Source organism: Guyparkeria halophila (assembly GCF_034479635.1).
GTDB classification, from domain to species: Bacteria; Pseudomonadota; Gammaproteobacteria; order Halothiobacillales; family Halothiobacillaceae; genus Guyparkeria; species Guyparkeria halophila.
Genome location: NZ_CP140153.1, coordinates 2,166,435 through 2,186,320, shown reverse-complemented (window position 1 = coordinate 2,186,320; position 19,886 = coordinate 2,166,435). Strand labels below are relative to the sequence as shown.

The 19,886-nt window shown below is 66.8% G+C and carries 19 protein-coding genes; 11 read left to right on the top strand and 8 right to left on the bottom strand.

Going from position 1 to position 19,886, the window contains the following annotated elements:
• Position 1 precedes the first annotated feature (1 nt).
• The 3 genes from SR882_RS09875 to SR882_RS09865 all read right to left on the bottom strand — a co-directional run bounded on the left by SR882_RS09875 (position 2) and on the right by SR882_RS09865 (position 2,221).
• Positions 2 to 391 carry a c-type cytochrome gene (locus SR882_RS09875; RefSeq protein ID WP_322521076.1) on the bottom strand — a complete coding sequence of 130 codons (390 nt, stop codon included), beginning with the start codon at positions 389 to 391 and terminating at the stop codon, positions 2 to 4.
• Positions 392 to 581: 190 nt separating this feature from the next.
• A complete protein-coding gene (bioD, locus tag SR882_RS09870) occupies positions 582 to 1,307 on the bottom strand; it encodes a dethiobiotin synthase (protein ID WP_322521075.1) in 726 nt (241 codons plus the stop codon).
• Positions 1,304 to 2,221 (bottom strand): phosphoribosylaminoimidazolesuccinocarboxamide synthase, encoded by a 918-nt coding sequence (locus SR882_RS09865; protein ID WP_322521074.1) that lies wholly within the window; start codon positions 2,219 to 2,221, stop codon positions 1,304 to 1,306. The genes bioD and SR882_RS09865 overlap by 4 nt, the downstream gene beginning before the upstream one ends.
• A gap of 438 nt (positions 2,222 to 2,659) precedes the next feature.
• Between SR882_RS09865 and SR882_RS09860 the strand changes: the two genes are divergently transcribed.
• Positions 2,660 to 3,946, top strand: coding sequence for a TlpA family protein disulfide reductase (locus SR882_RS09860; RefSeq protein WP_322521073.1), 1,287 nt, complete (start codon positions 2,660 to 2,662; stop codon positions 3,944 to 3,946).
• 122 nt (positions 3,947 to 4,068) lie between these two features.
• On the opposite strand, the gene mutM is transcribed toward SR882_RS09860, so the two are convergent.
• The 5 genes from mutM to SR882_RS09835 all read right to left on the bottom strand — a co-directional run bounded on the left by mutM (position 4,069) and on the right by SR882_RS09835 (position 8,167).
• Complete coding sequence (mutM, locus tag SR882_RS09855; protein WP_322521072.1) at positions 4,069 to 4,893, bottom strand: bifunctional DNA-formamidopyrimidine glycosylase/DNA-(apurinic or apyrimidinic site) lyase; 825 nt, start codon at positions 4,891 to 4,893, stop codon at positions 4,069 to 4,071.
• 87 nt (positions 4,894 to 4,980) lie between these two features.
• Entirely contained in the window at positions 4,981 to 5,136 is a 156-nt protein-coding gene (rpmG, locus tag SR882_RS09850) for a 50S ribosomal protein L33 (RefSeq protein WP_322521071.1), read from the bottom strand.
• A 38-nt stretch (positions 5,137 to 5,174) separates the two neighbouring features.
• Positions 5,175 to 5,411, bottom strand: coding sequence for a 50S ribosomal protein L28 (gene rpmB, locus SR882_RS09845; RefSeq protein ID WP_125197716.1), 237 nt, complete (start codon positions 5,409 to 5,411; stop codon positions 5,175 to 5,177).
• A 177-nt stretch (positions 5,412 to 5,588) separates the two neighbouring features.
• The gene (locus tag SR882_RS09840; RefSeq protein WP_322521070.1) at positions 5,589 to 7,385 is read right to left on the bottom strand and encodes an SLC13 family permease; all 1,797 of its coding nucleotides are present in this window, start codon (positions 7,383 to 7,385) and stop codon (positions 5,589 to 5,591) included.
• Positions 7,382 to 8,167, bottom strand: a complete 786-nt coding sequence (locus tag SR882_RS09835) for a TIGR01458 family HAD-type hydrolase (RefSeq protein WP_322521069.1) — start codon at positions 8,165 to 8,167, stop codon at positions 7,382 to 7,384. Before SR882_RS09835 ends, SR882_RS09840 begins: the two co-directional genes overlap by 4 nt.
• A 177-nt stretch (positions 8,168 to 8,344) precedes the next feature.
• Here SR882_RS09835 and trpS point away from each other — a divergent pair, with 177 nt between their 5' ends.
• The 10 genes from trpS (at position 8,345) to hflC (ending at position 19,878) form a co-directional block, all read left to right on the top strand.
• A complete protein-coding gene (trpS, locus tag SR882_RS09830; protein WP_322521068.1) occupies positions 8,345 to 9,367 on the top strand; it encodes a tryptophan--tRNA ligase in 1,023 nt (340 codons plus the stop codon).
• 7 nt (positions 9,368 to 9,374) lie between these two features.
• The gene (locus tag SR882_RS09825; protein WP_322521067.1) at positions 9,375 to 10,997 is read left to right on the top strand and encodes an NAD(P)H-hydrate dehydratase; all 1,623 of its coding nucleotides are present in this window, start codon (positions 9,375 to 9,377) and stop codon (positions 10,995 to 10,997) included.
• A complete protein-coding gene (tsaE, locus tag SR882_RS09820) occupies positions 10,994 to 11,488 on the top strand; it encodes a tRNA (adenosine(37)-N6)-threonylcarbamoyltransferase complex ATPase subunit type 1 TsaE (protein ID WP_322521066.1) in 495 nt (164 codons plus the stop codon). Before SR882_RS09825 ends, tsaE begins: the two co-directional genes overlap by 4 nt.
• Before the next feature lie 226 nt (positions 11,489 to 11,714).
• The gene (locus SR882_RS09815) at positions 11,715 to 12,971 is read left to right on the top strand and encodes an N-acetylmuramoyl-L-alanine amidase (protein ID WP_322521065.1); all 1,257 of its coding nucleotides are present in this window, start codon (positions 11,715 to 11,717) and stop codon (positions 12,969 to 12,971) included.
• 79 nt (positions 12,972 to 13,050) lie between these two features.
• Entirely contained in the window at positions 13,051 to 14,871 is a 1,821-nt protein-coding gene (mutL, locus tag SR882_RS09810) for a DNA mismatch repair endonuclease MutL (protein WP_322521064.1), read from the top strand.
• 8 nt (positions 14,872 to 14,879) lie between these two features.
• On the top strand, positions 14,880 to 15,821 hold the full coding sequence (miaA, locus tag SR882_RS09805) for a tRNA (adenosine(37)-N6)-dimethylallyltransferase MiaA (protein ID WP_322521063.1): 942 nt from the start codon (positions 14,880 to 14,882) through the stop codon (positions 15,819 to 15,821).
• Between the two features lie 228 nt (positions 15,822 to 16,049).
• On the top strand, positions 16,050 to 16,307 hold the full coding sequence (hfq, locus tag SR882_RS09800) for an RNA chaperone Hfq (RefSeq protein WP_322521062.1): 258 nt from the start codon (positions 16,050 to 16,052) through the stop codon (positions 16,305 to 16,307).
• Positions 16,308 to 16,312: 5 nt separating this feature from the next.
• Positions 16,313 to 17,665: a ribosome rescue GTPase HflX gene (gene hflX, locus SR882_RS09795; protein WP_322521061.1), complete on the top strand. Its 1,353-nt coding sequence runs from the start codon at positions 16,313 to 16,315 to the stop codon at positions 17,663 to 17,665.
• A 150-nt stretch (positions 17,666 to 17,815) separates the two neighbouring features.
• The gene (gene hflK / locus SR882_RS09790) at positions 17,816 to 18,949 is read left to right on the top strand and encodes an FtsH protease activity modulator HflK (protein ID WP_322521060.1); all 1,134 of its coding nucleotides are present in this window, start codon (positions 17,816 to 17,818) and stop codon (positions 18,947 to 18,949) included.
• Positions 18,946 to 19,878, top strand: a complete 933-nt coding sequence (gene hflC, locus SR882_RS09785) for a protease modulator HflC (RefSeq protein ID WP_322521059.1) — start codon at positions 18,946 to 18,948, stop codon at positions 19,876 to 19,878. The genes hflK and hflC overlap by 4 nt, the downstream gene beginning before the upstream one ends.
• Positions 19,879 to 19,886: the final 8 nt, after the last annotated feature.

The window sequence follows — 19,886 nt, the reverse complement described above, 5'->3', positions numbered from 1 at the left end:
CTCAGTCCTCCCCCTGCTCGACGGTCTGACCTTTTGCCTGGCCAATTGCCTGGGCACGCCCCTTCGGCTGGGCGGCGAAGTAGTCGGCCATGGCGGCGATTTCTTCGTCGGTGAAGGCGCGGGCCAGCGGCCCCATCAGGGTCGATGGCCGTGAGCCGTCCGCGAACGATTCCATGGCCGTGATGAACCGTTCGCGCGGCATGCCGGCAAGCGGCACGTAGGCCGAATCCTCGATGTAACCCTTGGTGCCGTGACAGCCGGCACAGGTCTGCGCGGCCATCAGCCCCTTCGGATCGGCCGTGGTCGTCGTTTCCGCGTACAGCGGCAGGGTCATGGCCGTGCCACCGACCATTAGGGCGACCATCGCGCCCTTGCTGATTTGTCTGTTCATGGTGTCTCCCCCTCGATCGGCTGCCTTCCTGGCGCAGGCAGTAATGCACTCGCTCCCGGGTAATAGCGGGATTAAATGTACTTATCACATTGGCAATATGCAACATAAACCCTGCTTATGACAAGCTCGGGCCGTTGATCCAGGGGGGGAGGGGCTTGCGATCGCTTCCGTGTCGGCCGAGCGGGGGGGGTCAGTGGTCGAGCAGGGGAAGCAGGGCGTCAGGGCGCTGCGGGTCGTGGAAGGCGATGACCGGCGGGGGCGTGGGGACAAGGCGGGGGAGCCACTCACGTAGTGAGGCGGCGTTGTCCGGGCAATCCGGACCTGTGGGGTCGTTCGGGCGGCGGTTGAGGATGATCGCGGCGATGGGAAGTTGGCGCTGGTGCAGCGATTCCACGGCGGTCAGCGTAGAAGAGAGGGTGCCGAGCCGATCGGGGGTGACCAGGATCGACGGCAGGTCGGCGTACTCGGCCAGGCGCACATTCAGCGCATCGTCTGCCAGTGGCGAGAGCAGGCCGCCGGCACTCTCGATAATCACGCGTTCCCGGGCGGGAAGGTCGGCCAGCGACCGGTCGAGAATCGGGGCCAGGTCGCGCTTGAAGCTCAGTGTCTCGCCCTCGCGTCGGGCGGCCTCCGGGGCGGCAACCGGGGTCAGGTAGCGTATCGGGCAGATCGCCTCGAGGGATTCGCGCCCGTCGGCGGCCTCGCGCAGGGCAATGCCGTCTGCCGGCAGTCGCTCGCCATGGACGATCTTGCAACCGGTTTCCACGGGCTTGCGCACGCGCGGCAGCAGCCCATGGTCGATCAGAAGGCGGGCGAGCGCGCAGGAAACCACGGTCTTGCCCACACCGGTGTCGGTGGCAAGCACCACCCAGCCGCGCGCGTCGTGCCCTGGCGTCCGAGCGTTCCCGTGGTTCATGCGATACCGGGCAGGTCCTCGCCGGTCAGGCGACGGTAGGCGGTCAGGTAGCGCTCACGGGTCTGGGCGATGATCTCGTCGGGAATGGCCGGTCCGGGGGCGGTCTTGTCCCAGTCGAGCGTTTCCAGCCAGTCGCGGATGAACTGCTTGTCGAACGACGGCGGGCTGATGCCCGGACGGTATTCGTCCGCCGGCCAGAAGCGCGAGGAATCCGGGGTGAGCGCCTCGTCGATCAGGTGCAGCGTGCCGTACTCGTCCAGGCCGAACTCGAACTTGGTGTCGGCGATGATGATGCCGCGTCGGGCGGCATAGTCCGCCGCCAGGCGATACAACCGCATGGCGGTGTCGCGCACCTGGGCGGCCATGTCCGGGCCGATCAGGCGCTCGGTCTCGGCGAAATCGATGTTCTCGTCGTGGTCGCCGACATCGGCCTTGGTCGCCGGGGTATAGATCGCCTCGGGCAGCTTGTCGGCCAGTTGCAGCCCTTCGGGCAGCTTGATGCCGCAGACCGAGCCGGTCGCCTGGTAGTCCTTGTAGCCCGAGCCGATCAGGTAGCCGCGCACCACCGCCTCGATCGGCAGGGCCTTGAGATTGCGCACGATCACGCTGCGGCCCTCGAGCTGCGCGCGTTGCGCCTCGTCCGGCACGATCGCGGCGAGGTCCTGTGCCTCGCAGAGATGGTTGGGTACCAGGTCGCGGCTCTTCTCGAACCAGAAGCGCGAGATCTCGGTCAGCACCCGGCCCTTGTCGGGAATCGGCGTGGGCAGGATCACGTCGAAGGCCGAAACCCGGTCGGTGGTGACGATCAGCATCCGCTCGTCGTCGATGCGGTAGAGGTCACGCACCTTGCCGCGATGGATCAGTTCCAGGGCGTCGATTTGCGTTTCGAAAACGGCGGGGGCCGAGTGTGTCATGGGCGTTCAACTGCTAGCATGCTAAGGATTTGCCGCCCGGTAGGTTTTCGGGCAGTTGGTTATGGAACCTCTGCACAAATAGTAATGCCACTCTGGCTTGCCGAGTCGTCCGCCATCAAGGCGCGCTGTTGCCGGCGTGCCGGTGGCCACGTCAAGACAGCGCAACGCGGAGGGCGGACGACTCGGCAAGCCCCCGCCGGGCGCGCCTTGAGCCGGGCATCTGCGGCGTTGTCGTCCTTGGAAAGGGAGTCGCCCTTCCGCGGCGGACGAGCGCCTTGCATCTGCCCGGCTCAAGGCGCGCAGAGCGGTATTACTATTTGTGCAGAGGTTCCTTATTGTACGAGAGCGCGCCGCACGATGCGATGCGCAATGACCTGGAGTACGAGTATGAGGTGGGGTGTTCGCCTGTGGTGGGCAGGGTGGTGGCAAGGCGGGCTTTTGGCTGCCCTGTTGCTGGCGTTGGCCGGCATGGCTCGGGCAGAGCTGGCGATCCCCCTGGGCGAGAGCGGCGACCAGCTGGACGTGCGGGTGATCGAGCCGCCCGAGGGCGTCTCCGCCGACGGCCCGCTGGTGCTCTGGGTCGTCAACCAGTACGGCGACATGGCCGGCCCCGACAGCGTCGCCCATGCCCTGGCGCGGCGCGGCGCGACCGTCTGGATGGTGGATGTGATGGATTCGCTATTCCTGCCGCGCACGGACGTCAACGTCCGTAACGTCGATGGCAAACCGGTCGGGTCCCTGATTCAACGGGCCATTGAGGAAGACCGTCCCACCGTGGTGGTGGCGGCCGACCGGATGGCCGTGCCGACCCTGCGCGGGATGCGCTGGTGGCAGGAGCGCACGCATGATCCCGACGCGCTCGCGGGCGCCGTGCTGATCTTCCCCAGCCTGTATCGAGGGGCGCCGGTGGCCGGTGAGGAGCCGGAGCTGTTCTCGATCATCGATGCCACCAACCTGCCGGTGATGCTGTTCCAGCCGGAGCGGGGGGTGTATCGGCATCGGTTGCTCGACCTGCGTGAACGCTTCCTCCAGGCGGGCAGCGATCTGTTCGTCCAGGTGATCCCGGGCGTGCGGGACTACTACCACATGCACCTCGAGCAGCCGCAGCTTGATTCGCTCGATCAGCTCGCGACGGTCATGGAGGACCCGGCCGAGGCCCGTGCCGTCCAGGCACTGCCCGGCGACATCCTGCGGTCGATACCCCTGCTGGCGGGGGCCGATCATCCGAGCACGGTGCGTCCGATCGACCCCGAACGGACCACGCCCGTGGATCGCCAGACCGGGTTGCAGCCGGTCGAGCCGCAGGAGGCGCCGGATTTCGAGCTAACCGATCTCGAGGGCAACCCCCAGGGCCTCGATCCCGACTTCGACGGGGTGCAGATCGTCAACTTCTGGGCGACCTGGTGTCCGGCCTGCGTCGAGGAGATTCCGTCGATGGAGCGGCTGGCCAGTCGGTATCCCGACCAACTGAAGATCTACGCGATCGCGTTCAAGCAGTCGCCCGATCACCTGCGCGAGTTCATGCAGGACTTTGACGTTTCCTTTCCGGTGCCGGTCGACCCCGACGGCCAGGTGGCGGCGAAATACGATGCCTTCGCCTTTCCTTCCTCGTTCCTGGTGGCCGCCGACGGCCGCATTCACTACTCGGTGAACGCGGGCATTATCTGGGATACCGAAGAGGTCGATGCGATCGTGCGGGAACTGCTGGAGATCGAGGTGGAATGAGTTCGACGCTGACCCCTTGAAGCGTGAAGAGGGTGCGTAGGAGCGGCTTAAGCCGCGATGGCTCAAAGAGGGCTGCAGGGGGGGGGCACGGCCGCCGATGTCGCGGCAACCATTGCTTCCAGCTATTCGCTCTCAGGCTGACACGCCGGGCAGAACCAGGTCGATCGCTGGCCCATTACGATGCGCTCGACCGGCGTGCCGCAGCGTCGGCAGGGCTGACCGGTGCGCTCGTAGACATTGAGTGTCTGGCGGAAGTAGCCGGGGTTGCCCGACGGGGCGAGGAAGTCGCGCAGCGTCGTGCCGCCCTGGTCGATGGCCGCGGCGAGCACCTGCCGGATGGCGGCGGTAAGGCTGCGGCACTGGTCGTGGTCGAGGCGGCCCGCCGGGGTCATGGGATGAATGCCGGCGAGAAACAGCGCCTCGGAGGCGTAGATGTTGCCCACGCCCACCACGATGTCGGCGTTCATGATGGCCTGCTTGACGGCTACGCGCCGGCCGGCGAGTCGGGTGGCGAGATAGTCCCCATCGAAACCCGGATCGAGTGGTTCGGGGCCGAGTTTTTGCAGACGCTGGTGCGGTGCCTCGACCCGGTCGGTCAGCACGGCGCCGAATCGCCGCGGGTCATGCAGGCGCAGAACCCGTCCGTTGTCGAGATGCCATTCAACGTGATCGTGCTTGCGTGGCGGGTTGCTCGGATCATCCAGGCGCAGGCTGCCCGACATGCCCAGGTGGATCAGCACCCGGTCGTCGTCATCGAGGCGCAGCAGCAGGTATTTCGCGCGGCGCTCGACCGCTTGAATCGGGCGGCCGCTGAGAAAGTCGGCCAGATCCTCGCGCACCGGCCAGCGCAGTCGCGGGTCGCGCACGGTGACGCCCGCGATGCGGTGACCAACGACGAACGGCTCGATGCCGCGGCGGGTGGTCTCGACTTCAGGGAGTTCGGGCATGACACGAAGAAACCCCGCGAGGCATCCCTGCGGGGTCCATCAAGGGCCGTCAAGAGAGGGCTGGCCGTCTGGCGACGGCCAAGCGCCTTACTTGATCTTGGCTTCCTTGTACATGACGTGCTTGCGGACTACCGGATCATACTTTTTGATCTGCATCTTTTCCGGCATGTTCCGCTTGTTCTTGTCGGTGGTATAGAAGTGGCCGGTGCCGGCACTGGATACCAGTCGGATCTTGTCGCGCATGTCGTATTACCTGTCGAAATATGGTGGTGAGCGGTGTTTCAGACCTTCTCGCCGCGTGCACGCATCTCGGCGATGACCGTCTCGATGCCGACCTTGTCGATCGTGCGCAGGCCGTGGCTGGAAACACGCAGGCTGACAAAGCGCTGCTCGCTCTCTACCCAGAACCGCTTCTTGTGCAGGTTCGGCAGGAAGCGACGCCGGGTCTTGTTGTTCGCGTGCGATACGTTGTTACCGACCGCCGGGCGCTTCCCGGTTACTTGGCAAACTCGGGCCATGATTGTCTCCTGAGCGACTCGTCTGTTTGCGCGCGTACCGAGGGATCGGAGCCATTCCGGCGGCCGGCACGCGGGCGGGTCAATTCAAAGGCCGCGTAGGATAAGTGAAGGCCTGCACGAATGCAATACCGTGCTCGCGGCTTGAGAGGGGTGGTGGCGGGGCGTCGGTCGGTTGCTTCAGCCGGCCAGCGGCCACACCCACAGGATCATGGGCACGGCAACGATCACCACCAGTAGCGACAGTGGCAATCCCATACGCCAGTAATCACCGAAGTGGTAGCCGCCCGGCGCCATGACCAGGGTATTGGATTGGTGGCCGATCGGCGTGAGGAAGGCGCAGGAGGCGCCGATGGCCACCGCCATCAGGAACGGGTCGGCCGAGGCGTTCATGCCTTGTGCGACTTGGATGGCGATCGGGGCGGCAAGTACCGCGGCGGCGGCGTTGTTGACGATGTTCGAGAGCAGCATGACGGCGATGATGAGCAGGGCGAGCGTCAGGAAGGCCGGCAGGTGGTCGGCCATGCCGAGCAGGGACGCCGCGATCATGGCCGAGCCGCCGGTGGTTTCCAGGGCCTGGCCCACCGGCAGCATGGCGGCGAGCAGCACGATCACCGGCATGTCGATGGCCCGGTAGGCATCGTCGGAGGGCAGCAGCCCGGCGATCACCATCGCCACGGCCGCGCCGACGAGCGCGGTGGTGACCGGCAGCAGATCGAAGGCGACCAACGCCAGGCCGGCCGCGAAGATGCCCGCCCCCAGGGCGACGCGGCGCGGGCGGGCAATGTTCAGGCCGCGCGAGGCCAGCGGCAGGCAGCCGAGTCGGCTCATCGCACCGGGCAGGTTCTCCTCGCGCCCCTGCAGCAGCAGGATGTCGCCGGGAAGAAAGCGGATATGGCTGATGCGCTGTTTCAGTCGCTTGCCCTGTCGGGCGACGGCCAGCACGTTCACCCCGTAGCGCTCGCGCAGGTCCAGCGCGCCCGCCGACGTGCCAATCAGTCGCGAATTGGGGGCGACGATCGCCTCCGCCATGGTCAACTCGCCGGCCGTTTTGTCGGTTTCCTGCGATGATTCGCTCGATTCGCCGGCGGCGAGCTCCAGCCCGGTGACCTCGATCAGGGCCTCGAGTCCGTCGGAGTCGGCCTCGATCAGCAGGATGTCGCCGGGCTTGAGCACCTCGTAGGTCGAGGGCAGCCGGCGGCGCTCGTCCTCGCGCAGCAGGGCGGTGACCATCACGTCGGTGTCGTCGGCGACCGATTCGATCAGTTCGTGCACGCTACGCCCCGCGTAGGCACTTGATTCGGGGACGCGCAGCTCCGTCAGGTAGTTCTCGATCTCGAACAGGCCGTCGCCATCGTTCGGCTGGTCGCGACGTGGCGTCAGGCGCCAGCCGATCAACGCGATGAAGGCGACCCCGACGAGCGTGATGGCCAGCCCGACCGGCAGGAAGTCGAACATGCCGAAGGCCGACGTGCCGGTGTCGGACCGGTAGGCGGCGATGATGATGTTGGGTGGGGTGCCGATCAGGGTCAGGGTGCCACCGAGCAGCGAGCCGAAGGCCAGGGGCATCAGCAGGAACGACGGCGAGCGCCCGGCATGTCGCGCCATCCACACGGCCACCGGCATAAACAGCGCCAGGGCGCCAACGTTGTTGATAAAGCCCGAGCTCAGGGCGACGACGCTGGTCAGCGTGATCACCTGGACCATCGGGCGGTCGCCGACCCGGGTCAGTCGCCGGGCCAGTACGTCGATGACGCCCGCGTTCAGCAGCGCCCGGCTCAGGATGAGTACGGCCGCCACGGTGACGACGGCCGGGTGGGAGAGCCCGCTGAACATCGCCCCGGGCGGGACGAGTCCGGTCAGCCCGGTCGCCAGCAGCGCGAGCAGCGCGACTACGTCGTAACGCAGCCGCCCCCACGCGAAACCGGCCAGCGTCAGACCGAGAATGACGAACAGCAGTATCTGATCCCCGGTCATCGGCTCGACTCGTGCTGCCACCACGCTGGCAGGTCCGCGATCGAGTCGATCACCCCGTCGGGCGAGATGCCTCGTTCGAGGTCTTGCGGGCGAAACTTGCCGGTACGCACCTGCACTGCTCGCAGCCCGGCCTGCTGGGCGCCGTCGATGTCACCCATGATGTCGTCACCGATCATCGCTGCCTGATCGACACGGGCGCCCATCTCCTCGATGGCCAGCCGAAAGAACGAGGCGCTGGGCTTGCCCAGCACCACCGCCTTCCGGTCGAGCGCGTATTCGAGCCCGCGCACGAACGGGCCGACGTCCAGCCGGGGGCCGTCTTCGGCTTCCCAGAAGCGTGTCATACCCAGTGCCACCAACGCCGCGTCGGGGTTTTTCTTCAGCCAGCGGAACGCCCGGTTGTAGGTGGCAAAGTCCCAGCCATCGCCCAGATCCCCCAGGACGACGGCCGAGACGGGGTCCTCCTCCGAGCGGGCGTGTCTGAGTGCGGCAAAATCCTGTTCGGTGGGCGCGGGGACGAACAGACCGACCGGCCCGTCGGCTTGCTGTGTCAACCAACGTCTGGCAACGATCGGTGGCGTGACGATCTCCTCTTCGCTCGCCTCGATGCCCATTCCCTGCAGTTTCTCGACCAGCGCGACCCGGGGGCGGGAGGTGGTGTTGGTGACGAAACGGAACGGAATCGCCCGGCGGCGACACCATTCGAGGGTCGCGGCCGCGCCGTCGATGGGCCGGTCGCCGACGTAGAGCACGCCGTCCATGTCGAAGAGGATCGCCTGCATCGTTGATCTATCCGTTGTCTTCTGCCCGTGGCCTGCCTCTCTGTATAGCAGGGGCGGCGTCCGATGACCCTTGCCGGGCCTTTGCTATGATGACCCGCCTTTGCCCGGCCGGGCGGGGAAAACCATCCGCTCCGGCCCGGAACATGCCGTACTCACCCGATTCAAGAAGTCACATCTATGTCCAAGAACGACAAGCCGCCGGTGGTGCTCTCCGGCATCCAGCCCTCCGGCCAGTTGCTGATCAGTCACTACGTCGGCGCGATCCGCAACTGGGTGACCATGCAGGACACGCACGATGCGCTGTTCATGCTGGTCGACCTGCATGCGATCACCGTGCGCCAGGATCCGGCCGAGTTCCGCTCGCGCTGCTATGACTTCCTCGCCCTGTATCTCGCCTGCGGACTCGACCCGGACAAGAGCACCCTGTTCGTCCAGTCGCACGTCCCGGCGCATGCCGAGCTCGGCTGGGTGCTCAACTGCTACACCTACATGGGTGAGCTCGAGCGCATGACCCAGTTCAAGGACAAGTCGCAGCGTCACCAGGCCAACATCAACGCCGGCCTGTTCGACTACCCCGTGCTGATGGCCGCCGATATCCTGCTCTATCAGGCCACCCACGTGCCGGTCGGCGCCGACCAGAAGCAGCACCTCGAGCTGACCCGCGATCTGGCCATGCGCTTCAACAAGCTCTACGGCGATGTCTTCACCGTGCCCGAGCCGTTCATCCCCAAGGCGGGCGCGCGCGTGATGTCGCTGCAGGACCCGACCACGAAGATGTCGAAGTCCGATCCCAGCGAGGCCAGCTACGTGGGCCTGCTCGACGAGCCGAAGAAGATCCTCAAGAAGTTCAAGAAGGCGGTGACCGACTCGGACATGGACATCCGCTTCGATCCCGAGAACAAGCCGGGTATCTCGAATCTCATGACGCTGCTGTCGATCTTCGGCGACGAGTCGATCGAGTCGATCGAGAGTCGCCTGTCGGGCGAGGGCTACGGCAAGCTCAAGGTCGAGACCGGCGAGGCGGTCATCGCCCATCTCGAGCCGATCACGGCCCGCTACCGCGAGATCCGGGCCGACGAGGCGGGGCTGGATGCCATCCTCGCCAAGGGCGCCGAGCGCGCCGCCGAGCGGGCTCGGCCGACGCTCCAGCGCACCTTTGACGCACTCGGTTTTCTGCCGCGCCCCGACATCCTCGGTTAACGGATCCATGCCGACCAACGCCCCAGCGCTGATTCGTCCCCTCGTTGATCCGGGCCTGGCGCGAGCCTGGTCGGTGGAAGCGATCCAGGCCCACGAACGCGCCTTGTTTGCGGGGGGCGTGGATGCCTACGGGCTGATGGAGCGGGCCGGTGGGGCGGCGTTTGCCGTATTGCGCGATCGCTGGCCGTCGGCCCGGCGCCTCGCCGTGCTGGTCGGACCGGGGCAGAACGGCGGTGACGGGCTGGTGATCGCCCGTCTGGCACATCAGGCCGGCCTGACGGTCGACCTGCTCGGCTGGTCTCGCCCGACCTTCCAGGCCAGTGCCGCGCATGCCTGGACGGCACTGGCGTCAGTGGAGCCTGCCGTCGAGGTGCAGACCGAGCCGGCGGCCGTCGACGAGGCCCTGCAAGCGGCCGAGGTGGTGGTCGATGCCCTGTTCGGCATTGGCCTGTCCCGGGCGATCGAGGGGGAGGCAGCGGCGTTTCTGCGTCGCCTCGAGGTGGCGCTCTCCTCGCGTGCCGAACGACCCGGTGTGCTGGCGGTGGACCTGCCCTCCGGCGTGGATGCGAATACCGGCGCGGTCGATCCGCTCACCCCGGCGGCCGACTGCACCGTGACCTTTCTCGGCATCAAGCATGGATTGACGACCGGCCCTGCCGTGGCCGCCTGTGGTGAGCGGGTACTGGCCGATCTCGGTTTCCCGCCGGCTGCGGACGAGACGAGCATCGAACTGCTGCACGGCGGCCTGCGGTTCGCGCCCCGCCCTCGTGATGGGCACAAGGGGCGATTCGGTACGGTGCTGGTTGCCGCCGGCAATCGTGGCATGCCCGGTGCCGCGCGACTGGCGGCCGAGGCCGCCCTGCGCGCGGGGGCGGGCAAGGTGATCGTTGCCACCCATCCCGATCATGCCGCGACGCTCAATATCGGCCGGCCCGAGCTGATCGTGCACGGGGTCGAGACGGCCCACGACCTGCTGCGTCTGGCGGCCGAGGCGACGAGCGTGGTGGTCGGGCCGGGCCTGGGACGTGATCCCTGGGCGGTAACGGTCTGGCGCGCCCTGCGAGACTGTCCGTTGCCGCTGGTGGTGGATGCCGATGCCCTGCGGCTGCTGGGGCCGAACTCGTTGCGCGAGCGCGATGCGGTGATCACGCCTCACCCCGGCGAGGCGGCCATGCTGCTCGAATGCGACACCGCCGCGATCAACGCCGACCGGCTCGGCTCGGCACGTTTGCTCGCCGAACGGCTCGGTTGCGGCGTGGTGCTCAAGGGCGCCGGCAGCGTGCTGGCCGATGCCGATCGTCTGGCGGTCTGCCAGCGGGGGAGCCCGGCCTTGGCCACGGCCGGCACCGGCGATGTGCTGGCCGGCCTGCTCGGGGCCCTGCTGGGCATGGGCTTGTCACGCCTTGCGGCCATGGAGCTCGGGGTCTGCCTGCATGCCGAGGCCGGCGAGATCGAGGCCGGAACGCACGGCGAGTGGGGGATGGCGGCCAGCGATTTGTTCGGGGTGATCCGCGCCCGACTCAACGGCCAGGTCGAGCGGTGCGACACGGGCGGCACGGGCTGGTGTCGGTCCGGCTCATCCAGCGATCTGTCCGCTCAGGATGATTCCGTGCCGGGAGCAGGGCGATGACGGGCGTTGTGACCGAACGCCGCTATCGCGCGCTCGACCAGCCCGAGGTCGAGTCATTGGCCGCCGAGCTGGCTGTCGTGGCACCGGCGGCCGGCCTGCTGTCGCTGCGCGGCGAGCTGGGGGCGGGCAAGTCCACCTTCGCCCGGGCGTTTCTGCGCGCCCTGGGCGTGACCGGCACCATTCGCAGCCCCACCTACACCTTGGTCGAGCCCTACGATGTGACGCCCCCGTCTGGCGGTCCGGGCCGCGTCCTGCATCTCGATCTCTACCGACTGGCCGACCCCGAGGAGCTCGACTACCTCGGGGTGCGTGACGAAGCGGATCACGCACTGTTCCTGGTGGAGTGGTTGAGTCAGGCCCATGGCGAATTGGTTGCCGATCTGGAAATCTCCCTGGCGGGATGCATCGATCGGCCCGAACAGCGCGATCTCGTCTGCCGGGCGTCAAGCCCGCTGGGCGAGGCCTGGTTGGCGCGTCTTGCCGCCGCCTGAGCCCCTTGCACGGCCGAGTGTGGTGTTTTTTCAACGTCGGCCCAAACCACATCATCTTGTGCCTATCGGCAGACTGCCCCGCCACATTTGGTGAGCCGATGTCTCGCATCGGGTTAAGAAGTACGCGCTATCTTCTTGCAATTGTTGAAAAATTCCCTTTTTGGCGCACACTGTAGTGACCGTGTTGCATGACACGTTCTTGGGGCTGTGTTGCCAGAGGTGGAGCATGAACAATTCATCCCAATCTGCCCGTGACGCGCTTGCCTTGCTGAATGCCGAGCGCCGCCGCTTTTTGCGCACGGCGGTCGGTACCGGGGTGGCGGCCTTCGGTCTTCCCCTGGCCGGGCCGGCGCTGGCCGGTCGGGCCGTCAACGTTTCCCGTGTCGAAGCAGGGCGCCACGACGGCTTTACCCGCTACGTCTTCGCCATCTCCGATCCGGTCGATTTCGATACGCTATTGCTGGACAACCCGGCGCGTGCGGTCATCGACATCCGCTCGACGCGGTTGCAGGATGTCGCCCTGCCATCGACACCGGATTCGCCGGTGGTCAAGGGGCTGCGTGTCGGTGTGCGCAACGGCCATGATCTGCGTCTGGTGTTCGACCTCAAGAAACGGGCACGCCCGCAGATCATCATCCTGCCGCCCACGGGTGGTGGCTCCCACCGGCTGGTCATCGACCTGCCCCACGGGGGTGGCGCGGATACCGTGATCGCCGAACGCCCCGACGTCCCGCGTCAGGAATCCGCGCTGCGATCCGGTTCCGGTGCCTTCCGTGACCTGGTGGTGGCGATCGATCCCGGCCACGGCGGCAAGGATCCCGGCGCCATCGGCCGTCGCGGCACGCGCGAGAAGGACATCGTGCTCAATATCGGGTTGCAGCTGCGCGACCTGATTGCCGCGACGCCCGGGCTCACGCCGGTGATGACCCGCGAGGACGACCGCTTCATCCCGCTGCGCCAGCGCACCGAGATCGCGCGTCGGCACGAGGCCGACCTGTTCATCTCGGTGCACGCCGATGCCTTCCGTCTCGCTTCGGCGAAGGGCGCCTCGGTCTACTGCCTGAGCCAGAACGGCGCCAGTTCCGAGGCGGCGCGCTGGTTGGCGGCCAAGGAAAACAGCGCCGATTTCGTCGGTGGCGCCTCGCTGTCCGGTCACGACGAGGACGTCGCCTCGGTGCTGCTCGACCTGGCCCAGACCAAGACACTCGAGTCGAGCCTGGACTTCGCCGATCGTGTGCTGGGCCGTATCGGCAATATCGCCAAGCTCCACAAGCACGATGTCCAGCAGGCCGGTTTCGCCGTACTCAAGTCGCCGGACATCCCCTCGATCCTGGTGGAGAGCGCTTTCATCAGTAACCCGCAGGAAGAGCAGCGACTGCGTTCCTCGAGCTACCAGCGTCAGATTGCGCAGTCGATCCTCGAGGGTGTGCACAGCTATTACACGGCGCACGCCCCGCAGGGCACCCGCTACGCCATGCTCTGACCGCTTCGGCCACCGGCCGAGGCGGCGCTTGTCACCCCGGCGGCGAGCGGGTGACAATGGCGGTTTTGCCCGGAGCCCCATGGCCGAAATCCGCCAACTGCCACAGTCGCTGGTCAACCAGATCGCCGCCGGCGAGGTGGTCGAACGCCCCGCCAGCGTGATCAAGGAGTTGGTGGAGAATGCGCTCGATGCCGGCGCCGATCGGATCGAGGTTCAGGTGGTCGCCGGCGGGGTCAAGCAACTGTCGGTGCGTGACAACGGCCACGGCATGGGCCCCGAGCAGCTTCCCTTGGCGATCTCGCCGCACGCCACCAGCAAGATCCGTGACCTCGACGACCTCGAGGCGGTGGCGAGCTTCGGCTTTCGCGGCGAGGCGCTGGCGAGCATCCAGTCGATTTCCCGCCTGCGGCTGGTCTCCCGGACCGCTGATGCCGATCACGGCTGGGAGCTTGCCCCCGGGGTCTTCGACGAACCGCGACCCACGCCGGCGAAGGCCGGCACTCTGGTCGACGTGCGCGACCTGTTCTTCAACGTGCCCGCGCGGCGCAAGTTCCTGCGCACCGAGCGTACCGAGTTCGGTCACGTCGATCAGCTGATGCGCAAGCTCGCGCTCGCCAATCCGGACGTGGCCTTTCGCCTGATTCACAACGACCGACCGGTGCTCGACCTGTCGGCGGTGACGCTCGAGACACTCGACCAGCGCATTGCCGCCGTGCTTGGCCAGGGCTTTCTGGAACAGGCCCGCGAGATCGATGCCTCGGCCTCCGGGTTTTCGCTGCAGGGTCTGGTGGCCAGCCCGCAGTACGCCCGCGCCTCGACCGATCAGCAGTTGTTTTTCGTCAACGGGCGGGTGGTGCGCGATCGGCTGATCGCCCACGCGATCCGTCGCGCCTACAGTGACGTGTTGCACCACGGCCGGCACCCGGCCTACGTGCTGTCACTGCACCTTGATCCGGCCGCAGTCGACGTCAACGTCCACCCCACCAAGGCCGAGGTGCGTTTCCGCGACGCCCGCGGGGTACACGACTTCCTGTTCCAATCGGTGCATCGGGCCCTGGCGACGCCGGGTGGCGCCTCGTCATCCAGCGCCGTCGAGCCGGGATTGGCCGGCTCGGCGGCGCCCGGCATGCCGTTCGCTGGGGAGGCGGCGCGCCCCGCCATGGGTACGGTGACCATGGGTACGGCGACCATGGGGGGTGGACGTTCGGCGCAGGGCTACTTCTCCCTGCTCGAACAGGGCCGGGCCGCGGAGGGCGAGGGCGGTCGAGTCGCCGAGCCGCTGCCCGAGGATGCAGAAATTCCCCCGCTGGGGTATGCCATCGCCCACCTGGGCGAGATCTACATCCTGGCGCGCAATCGCGACGGGCTGGTCATCGTGGATGCCCACGCTGCGGCCGAGCGGGTCACCTACGAGCGCCTCAAGCAGAGCTATCGCCAGCAGGCGCTCTCGGCCGCGCCGCTGCTGTTGCCGGTGGATCTCGGGGTGTCGCCTGTCGAGGCGGAGGCCTTCGAGACCTGGCAGGAGGCCTTCGCCGCGGCGGGGGTGGTGCTGGATCGGATCGGGCCCGAGCGGGTGCGGGTGCGTGAGGTGCCGGTGATGTTGCGCGAGGCGGACATCGAGACCCTGGTGCGCGAGATGCTGGCCGAGATGCGCCGCGTGCCGCTGGCCGGCGGTGACGTGCCCCGCGCGGTGGTCGACGATCGGATCGACGAGATCCTTTCCACCATGGCTTGTCACGGCTCGGTGCGGGCGAACCGGCGCCTGACGGTCGCCGAGATGAACGCCCTGTTGCGCGACATGGAGCGCACCGAGCGCAGTGACCAGTGCAATCACGGTCGCCCGACCTGGCGTCGACTGACGATCGAGGAACTCGATCGCTGGTTCATGCGGGGGCAGTGATGGTGGTCTTGAGCGCCCCGCCCATCGTGGCCCTTGCCGGGCCGACCGCCTCGGGCAAGACCGCGCTTGCCATGCGGCTCGCCGATCGGCTGCCGGTGTCGATCATCTCGGTCGATTCGGTGATGATCTACCGCGGCATGGATATCGGCACGGCCAAGCCCCCTGCCGACCTGCTGGTGCGCTACCCGCATGCCCTCGTTGATATCCGTGATCCGGCCGAGACCTACAGCGTCGAGCAGTTCTGCCGCGATGCCCTGGCCGCGATCGCCGCGGCCCGCGCCGATGGGCGGGTGCCGCTGCTCGTGGGCGGGACGATGATGTATTTTCAGGCCCTGCTGCAGGGGCTTTCCCGCCTGCCATCGACCGACCCCGCCATCCGCGAAGCGGTGCAGGCCGAGGCAGCTGCGGTCGGCTGGCCCGCCATGCACCGGGAATTGATCGAGGTCGACCCGGTGGCGGGGGGGCGTATCCACGCCACCGACCCGCAGCGCATCGGCCGGGCGCTGGAGGTCTTTCGTGCCACCGGCAAGAGCCTGAGCGACTGGCAACGTGAGCATCCGCCCGTCTCTCCGTTGGCCGGCGAGCAACTACTGGCAGTCGCGCTCTGGCCGCGCAGCACCGCGCACACGCGCCAGGCGGTCGCCGAGCGTTTCGATGCCATGCTCGAGGCGGGGTTTCTCGACGAGGTCGAGCGGCTGTATGCCCGGGGTGATCTGCACCCCGGGCTGCCATCGATGCGAGCGGTCGGCTACCGGCAGGCCTGGGCGCACCTGGCCGGGGACTGTGATTTCGAGACCATGCGCGAGCGGGCCATCACCGCCACACGCCAATTGGCCAAGCGCCAGCGCACCTGGCTGCGTTCGGCGCCCAACTGGGAGGCGATGGATGCCCAGGCGGCCGATCGGATCGAATCGCGCATAATGAACTTTGTCGACGTCTCGGCATCTTGAATAGGTCGTGCGAACGGCATCCGGAGCCGAGGCGTCGATCGGTGCGGTGAGCCGGCCTGCCGCTGGCGGGGAATTCCCCTACACTTCCCACAGATTGAATTGCCGACAGGCATCCCCATCGTTTCGGCCATTGCCCGCTCGTCGCGGCGGCCGTCACACCGCGGGGCACAGGCCGCCGAGAACGGCCGACCGGCCCGAGAGGCCGGACAACCAACAAGAGGAATCACCATGGCCAAAAGCCAGTCACTGCAAGAACCGTTTCTCAACACCCTGCGTCGCGAGCACATCCCGGTCTCCATCTACCTGCGCAACGGCATCAAGCTGCAGGGGCAGATCGACTCGTTCGACAACTTCGTCGTGCTGCTCAAGAACAACGTCAGCCAACTGGTCTACAAGCACGCGATCAGCACGATCGTGCCGACTCGGCCGGTGAACATTGACCCCGAGCCCAAGGGCGAGGGACGTGACGGCGGGGGCGACGAATAAGCCCGATGGAGTTTTTCGAGCGCCACCAGGGCGGTGAACGGGCCGTGCTGCTGCACGTCGAGCAGCGGGCGGTGGATTCCAACGAGGACCTGTCCGAATTTCGCGAGCTGGCCCGCTCCGCCGGGGCCGAGATCCTTGTCGAGAGCGCGGTCAACCGCCAGACGCCCGACCCGCGCCTGTTTATCGGCAAGGGCAAGGCCGAGGAGCTGGCCGAGTTGGTCGCCGCTCACGAGGCGGAACTGGTGATCGTCAACGCCCAGCTCTCGCCCTCTCAGGAGCGCAACCTCGAGCGGCTGGTCAAGTGTCGCGTGCTGGATCGCACCGGACTGATCCTCGATATCTTTGCCCAGCGCGCCCGCTCGCACGAGGGCAAGCTGCAGGTCGAACTGGCCCAGCTGAACCACCTCGCGACCCGGCTGGTGCGAGGCTGGACTCACCTCGAACGCCAGCGCGGTGGCTCGATCGGCCTGCGCGGTCCGGGTGAAACCCAGCTCGAGATGGACCGCCGCCTGCTTGGTGGCCGCATCAAGCAGCTCAAGGAGCGTATCGCCCGGGTTCGCCGGCAACGCGCCGAAGGTCGCAAGGGTCGCCAGCAGTCCGACGTGCCGACCGTGGCCCTGGTCGGCTATACCAACGCCGGCAAGTCGACCTTGTTCAATGCCCTGACGGTGACCGAGTCCTTCGCCGCGGATCAACTGTTCGCGACGCTCGATACCACCCTGCGACGCGTCGAGATGAACCCGCAGCTGACCGTGGTGTTCGCCGACACCGTCGGTTTTATCCGTCACCTGCCGCACGAACTGGTGTCGGCATTCCGTTCCACGTTGGAAGAGACGCTCGAGGCGGACTTGCTGCTGCACGTGGTGGATGCCGCCTCACCCGAGCGCGACCGGCAGATCGAGGATGTCGAGGTGGTGCTCGAGGAGATTGGTGCGGGGAAAATGCCGCGGCTGACCGTCATGAACAAGATCGACCAGCTCGAGGACGGCGCGGTACGCATCGACCGCGATGCCAGCGACTTGCCCGCCCGCGTCTGGGTGTCGGCGAAGGATGGCCGCGGCCTGGACGAGCTGCGCGAGGCGCTTGCCGAACGGCTCGAACCCAGCAGCGTCACGCGTCGCCTGTTCATCCCCATGGCCGATGGGCGGCTATACGCCCAGCTGCAGGGTGAGGGTGCCGTGCTGGAAGAAGAGGTCGACGAAAGCGGCTGGCACCTGCAGATCAACCTGCCGGTGGCTCGCTGGGGGCAGTTGCTGAAAAAGGAGCCGACGCTGGCCGACATGGTGGTTGACGGTCCAGAGCCGACCCCGCCCGAGCCCTTCGAAGAGATCCTCGCCGCGCGCGACCCTCGTCACTGACCTGGCCGCAGGCGCGGCGGCGGTTGCCACGTCCGGCCACGGCCACTACACTTTGGCGCTGCTTTCCGCCCGTCGGGCGGAATGGATGTCCCGAACGAAACGAATACCCATGTCCGCCGGATTCTCCGGCGGCAATCACTGGAGAAGCCCATGGCCTGGAACGAGCCGGGTGGCGGTAAAGATCCCTGGTCGAATCCGCGCGGCCGGGGCGGAAAGCCGCCCAACATCGACGATGCCCTCGGACGCCTGAAGGACCGCTTCGGCGGTGGCGGCGGCATGGGTAACGCCGGCGGGTCGAAGGGGATCCTGGCGATCATCGGCATCGTGCTGATCGGTTGGCTGATTTCCGGTATCTACATCGTTGACGAAGGCCAGCGCGGCGTCGTGCTGACCTTCGGCAAGTACACCAGTACCGCCGGTCCCGGCCCGCACTGGCATCCGCCGTATCCGATTTCGGACGTGATCACGGTCAACGTCGATGAATACCGTGATCGTGAACTGAGCATGACCGTGCTGACCAACGACGAGAACATCGTCGACGTCGACCTCTCCAGCCAGTTCACCGTTCGCGATCCGGTCGAGTTCCTGTTCAACGTCCGTGATCCCAACGGCACGCTGCAGGACGTCATGCAGAGCGCGATCCGCGAGGTCATCGGCTCGAGCCGCATGGACTACGTCCTGACCGACGGCCGTGTCGAGATTGTCGACGCGGTCCGTTCCCGGATGCAGGAGTTGCTTGAGTCCTACAAGACCGGCCTGAACGTGCGCTCGGTCAACCTGCAGGACGTCCAGCCGCCGGAGCCGGTCCAGCCGGCCTTCGAGGATGCCATCCGGGCCCGAGAGGATGAGCAGCGCTACATCAACGAGGCGCTGGCCTACGCCAACCAGGTGGTGCCGCGTGCCCGTGGTGACGCCGCCCAGATCCTCGAGCAGGCCAAGGGCTACCAGTCCCGTGTGATCAACCAGGCTCAGGGTGAGGTCGCGCGTTTCGATGCATTGCTCGCCTCCTACAAGCTTGCCCCGTCGATCATCCGCGAGCGGATCTACATCGACACGCTCGGCGAGATCTACGCCAAGGGCAACAAGATCCTGGTCGATCCGGACAATGCCAACAACATCCTGAACCTCCCGTCGGGCACCAAGGGCAACGTCATGCAGGATGCCGACCTGCGCAGCGGTGCGCCGCTGGCAGTACCGTCGCTGTCGACCAGCACATCGTTCGAAGGCAATTCGGGCGGCTCCAACAACAACCGTTCCGGTCTGCGTACCAGGGGGTCCGAATGAACTGGGTGACGCGCCTGCTGCTGCCGATCATCGTCGTGGTCGTGTTTCTCTACGCGACCGCGACCTTCCAGGTGGCCGAATACCAGGAGGGCGTGAAGTTCCGTCTGGGTGAGATCATCGAGACCGACTTCGAGCCTGGCCTGCACTTCAAGCTGCCGTTCGTGAACTCCGTGCGCCTGTTCGATACGCGCATCCTCTCGTTGTCCACGCCGCCGGAGCGGTTTCTGACCAGCGAGAAGAAGAACCTGATCGTCGACTACTACATCAAGTGGCGCATCACGAATCCGGCGGACTTCTACCGGGCGACCCGCGGCCGCGAGGCCGTGGCCGAGAGCCGCCTGAACCAGATCGTGAAAGACAGCATGAAGAGTCAGATCTCGAGTCGGACCATCGCCGAGGTGGTTTCCGGGGATCGCGACCTGTTCATGCGCAACGTCATCGAGACCACCAACGAGGACATCTCGGGGCTGGGTCTGGAGATCGTCGACGTGCGCATCATGCGCATCGAGCTGCCGCAGGAAGTGCGCGAGTCGGTGTATTCGCGCATGGAGAAGGAGCGCTCGACGGTTGCCAAGGCGATCCGTTCGCGAGGTGAGGAGCAGGCCAAGCGCATCTCGTCGGATGCCGATCGCCAGCGCGTCGTGATCGTCTCCGAGGCGGAGCGCGAGGCCGACGAGATCCGCGGTGAGGGTGATGCCCGGGCGGCGAAACTCTATGCCGAATCCTTCGGTCAGGACGAGGAGTTCTTCGCCTTCTATCGCAGCATTCAGGCCTACCAGAAGGCCTTTGCCAACGGTAGCGACACCTTCGTGCTCAGCCCGGACAGCCCGTTCTTCCGCTACTTCCAGTCACCGGATGGCCAATCACCGGATGGCAAGGGCGGATCGTCAGCCGCCTCGGCAGGTGGCGACGCGCTGCCGGCACGATAGGGGTCGTC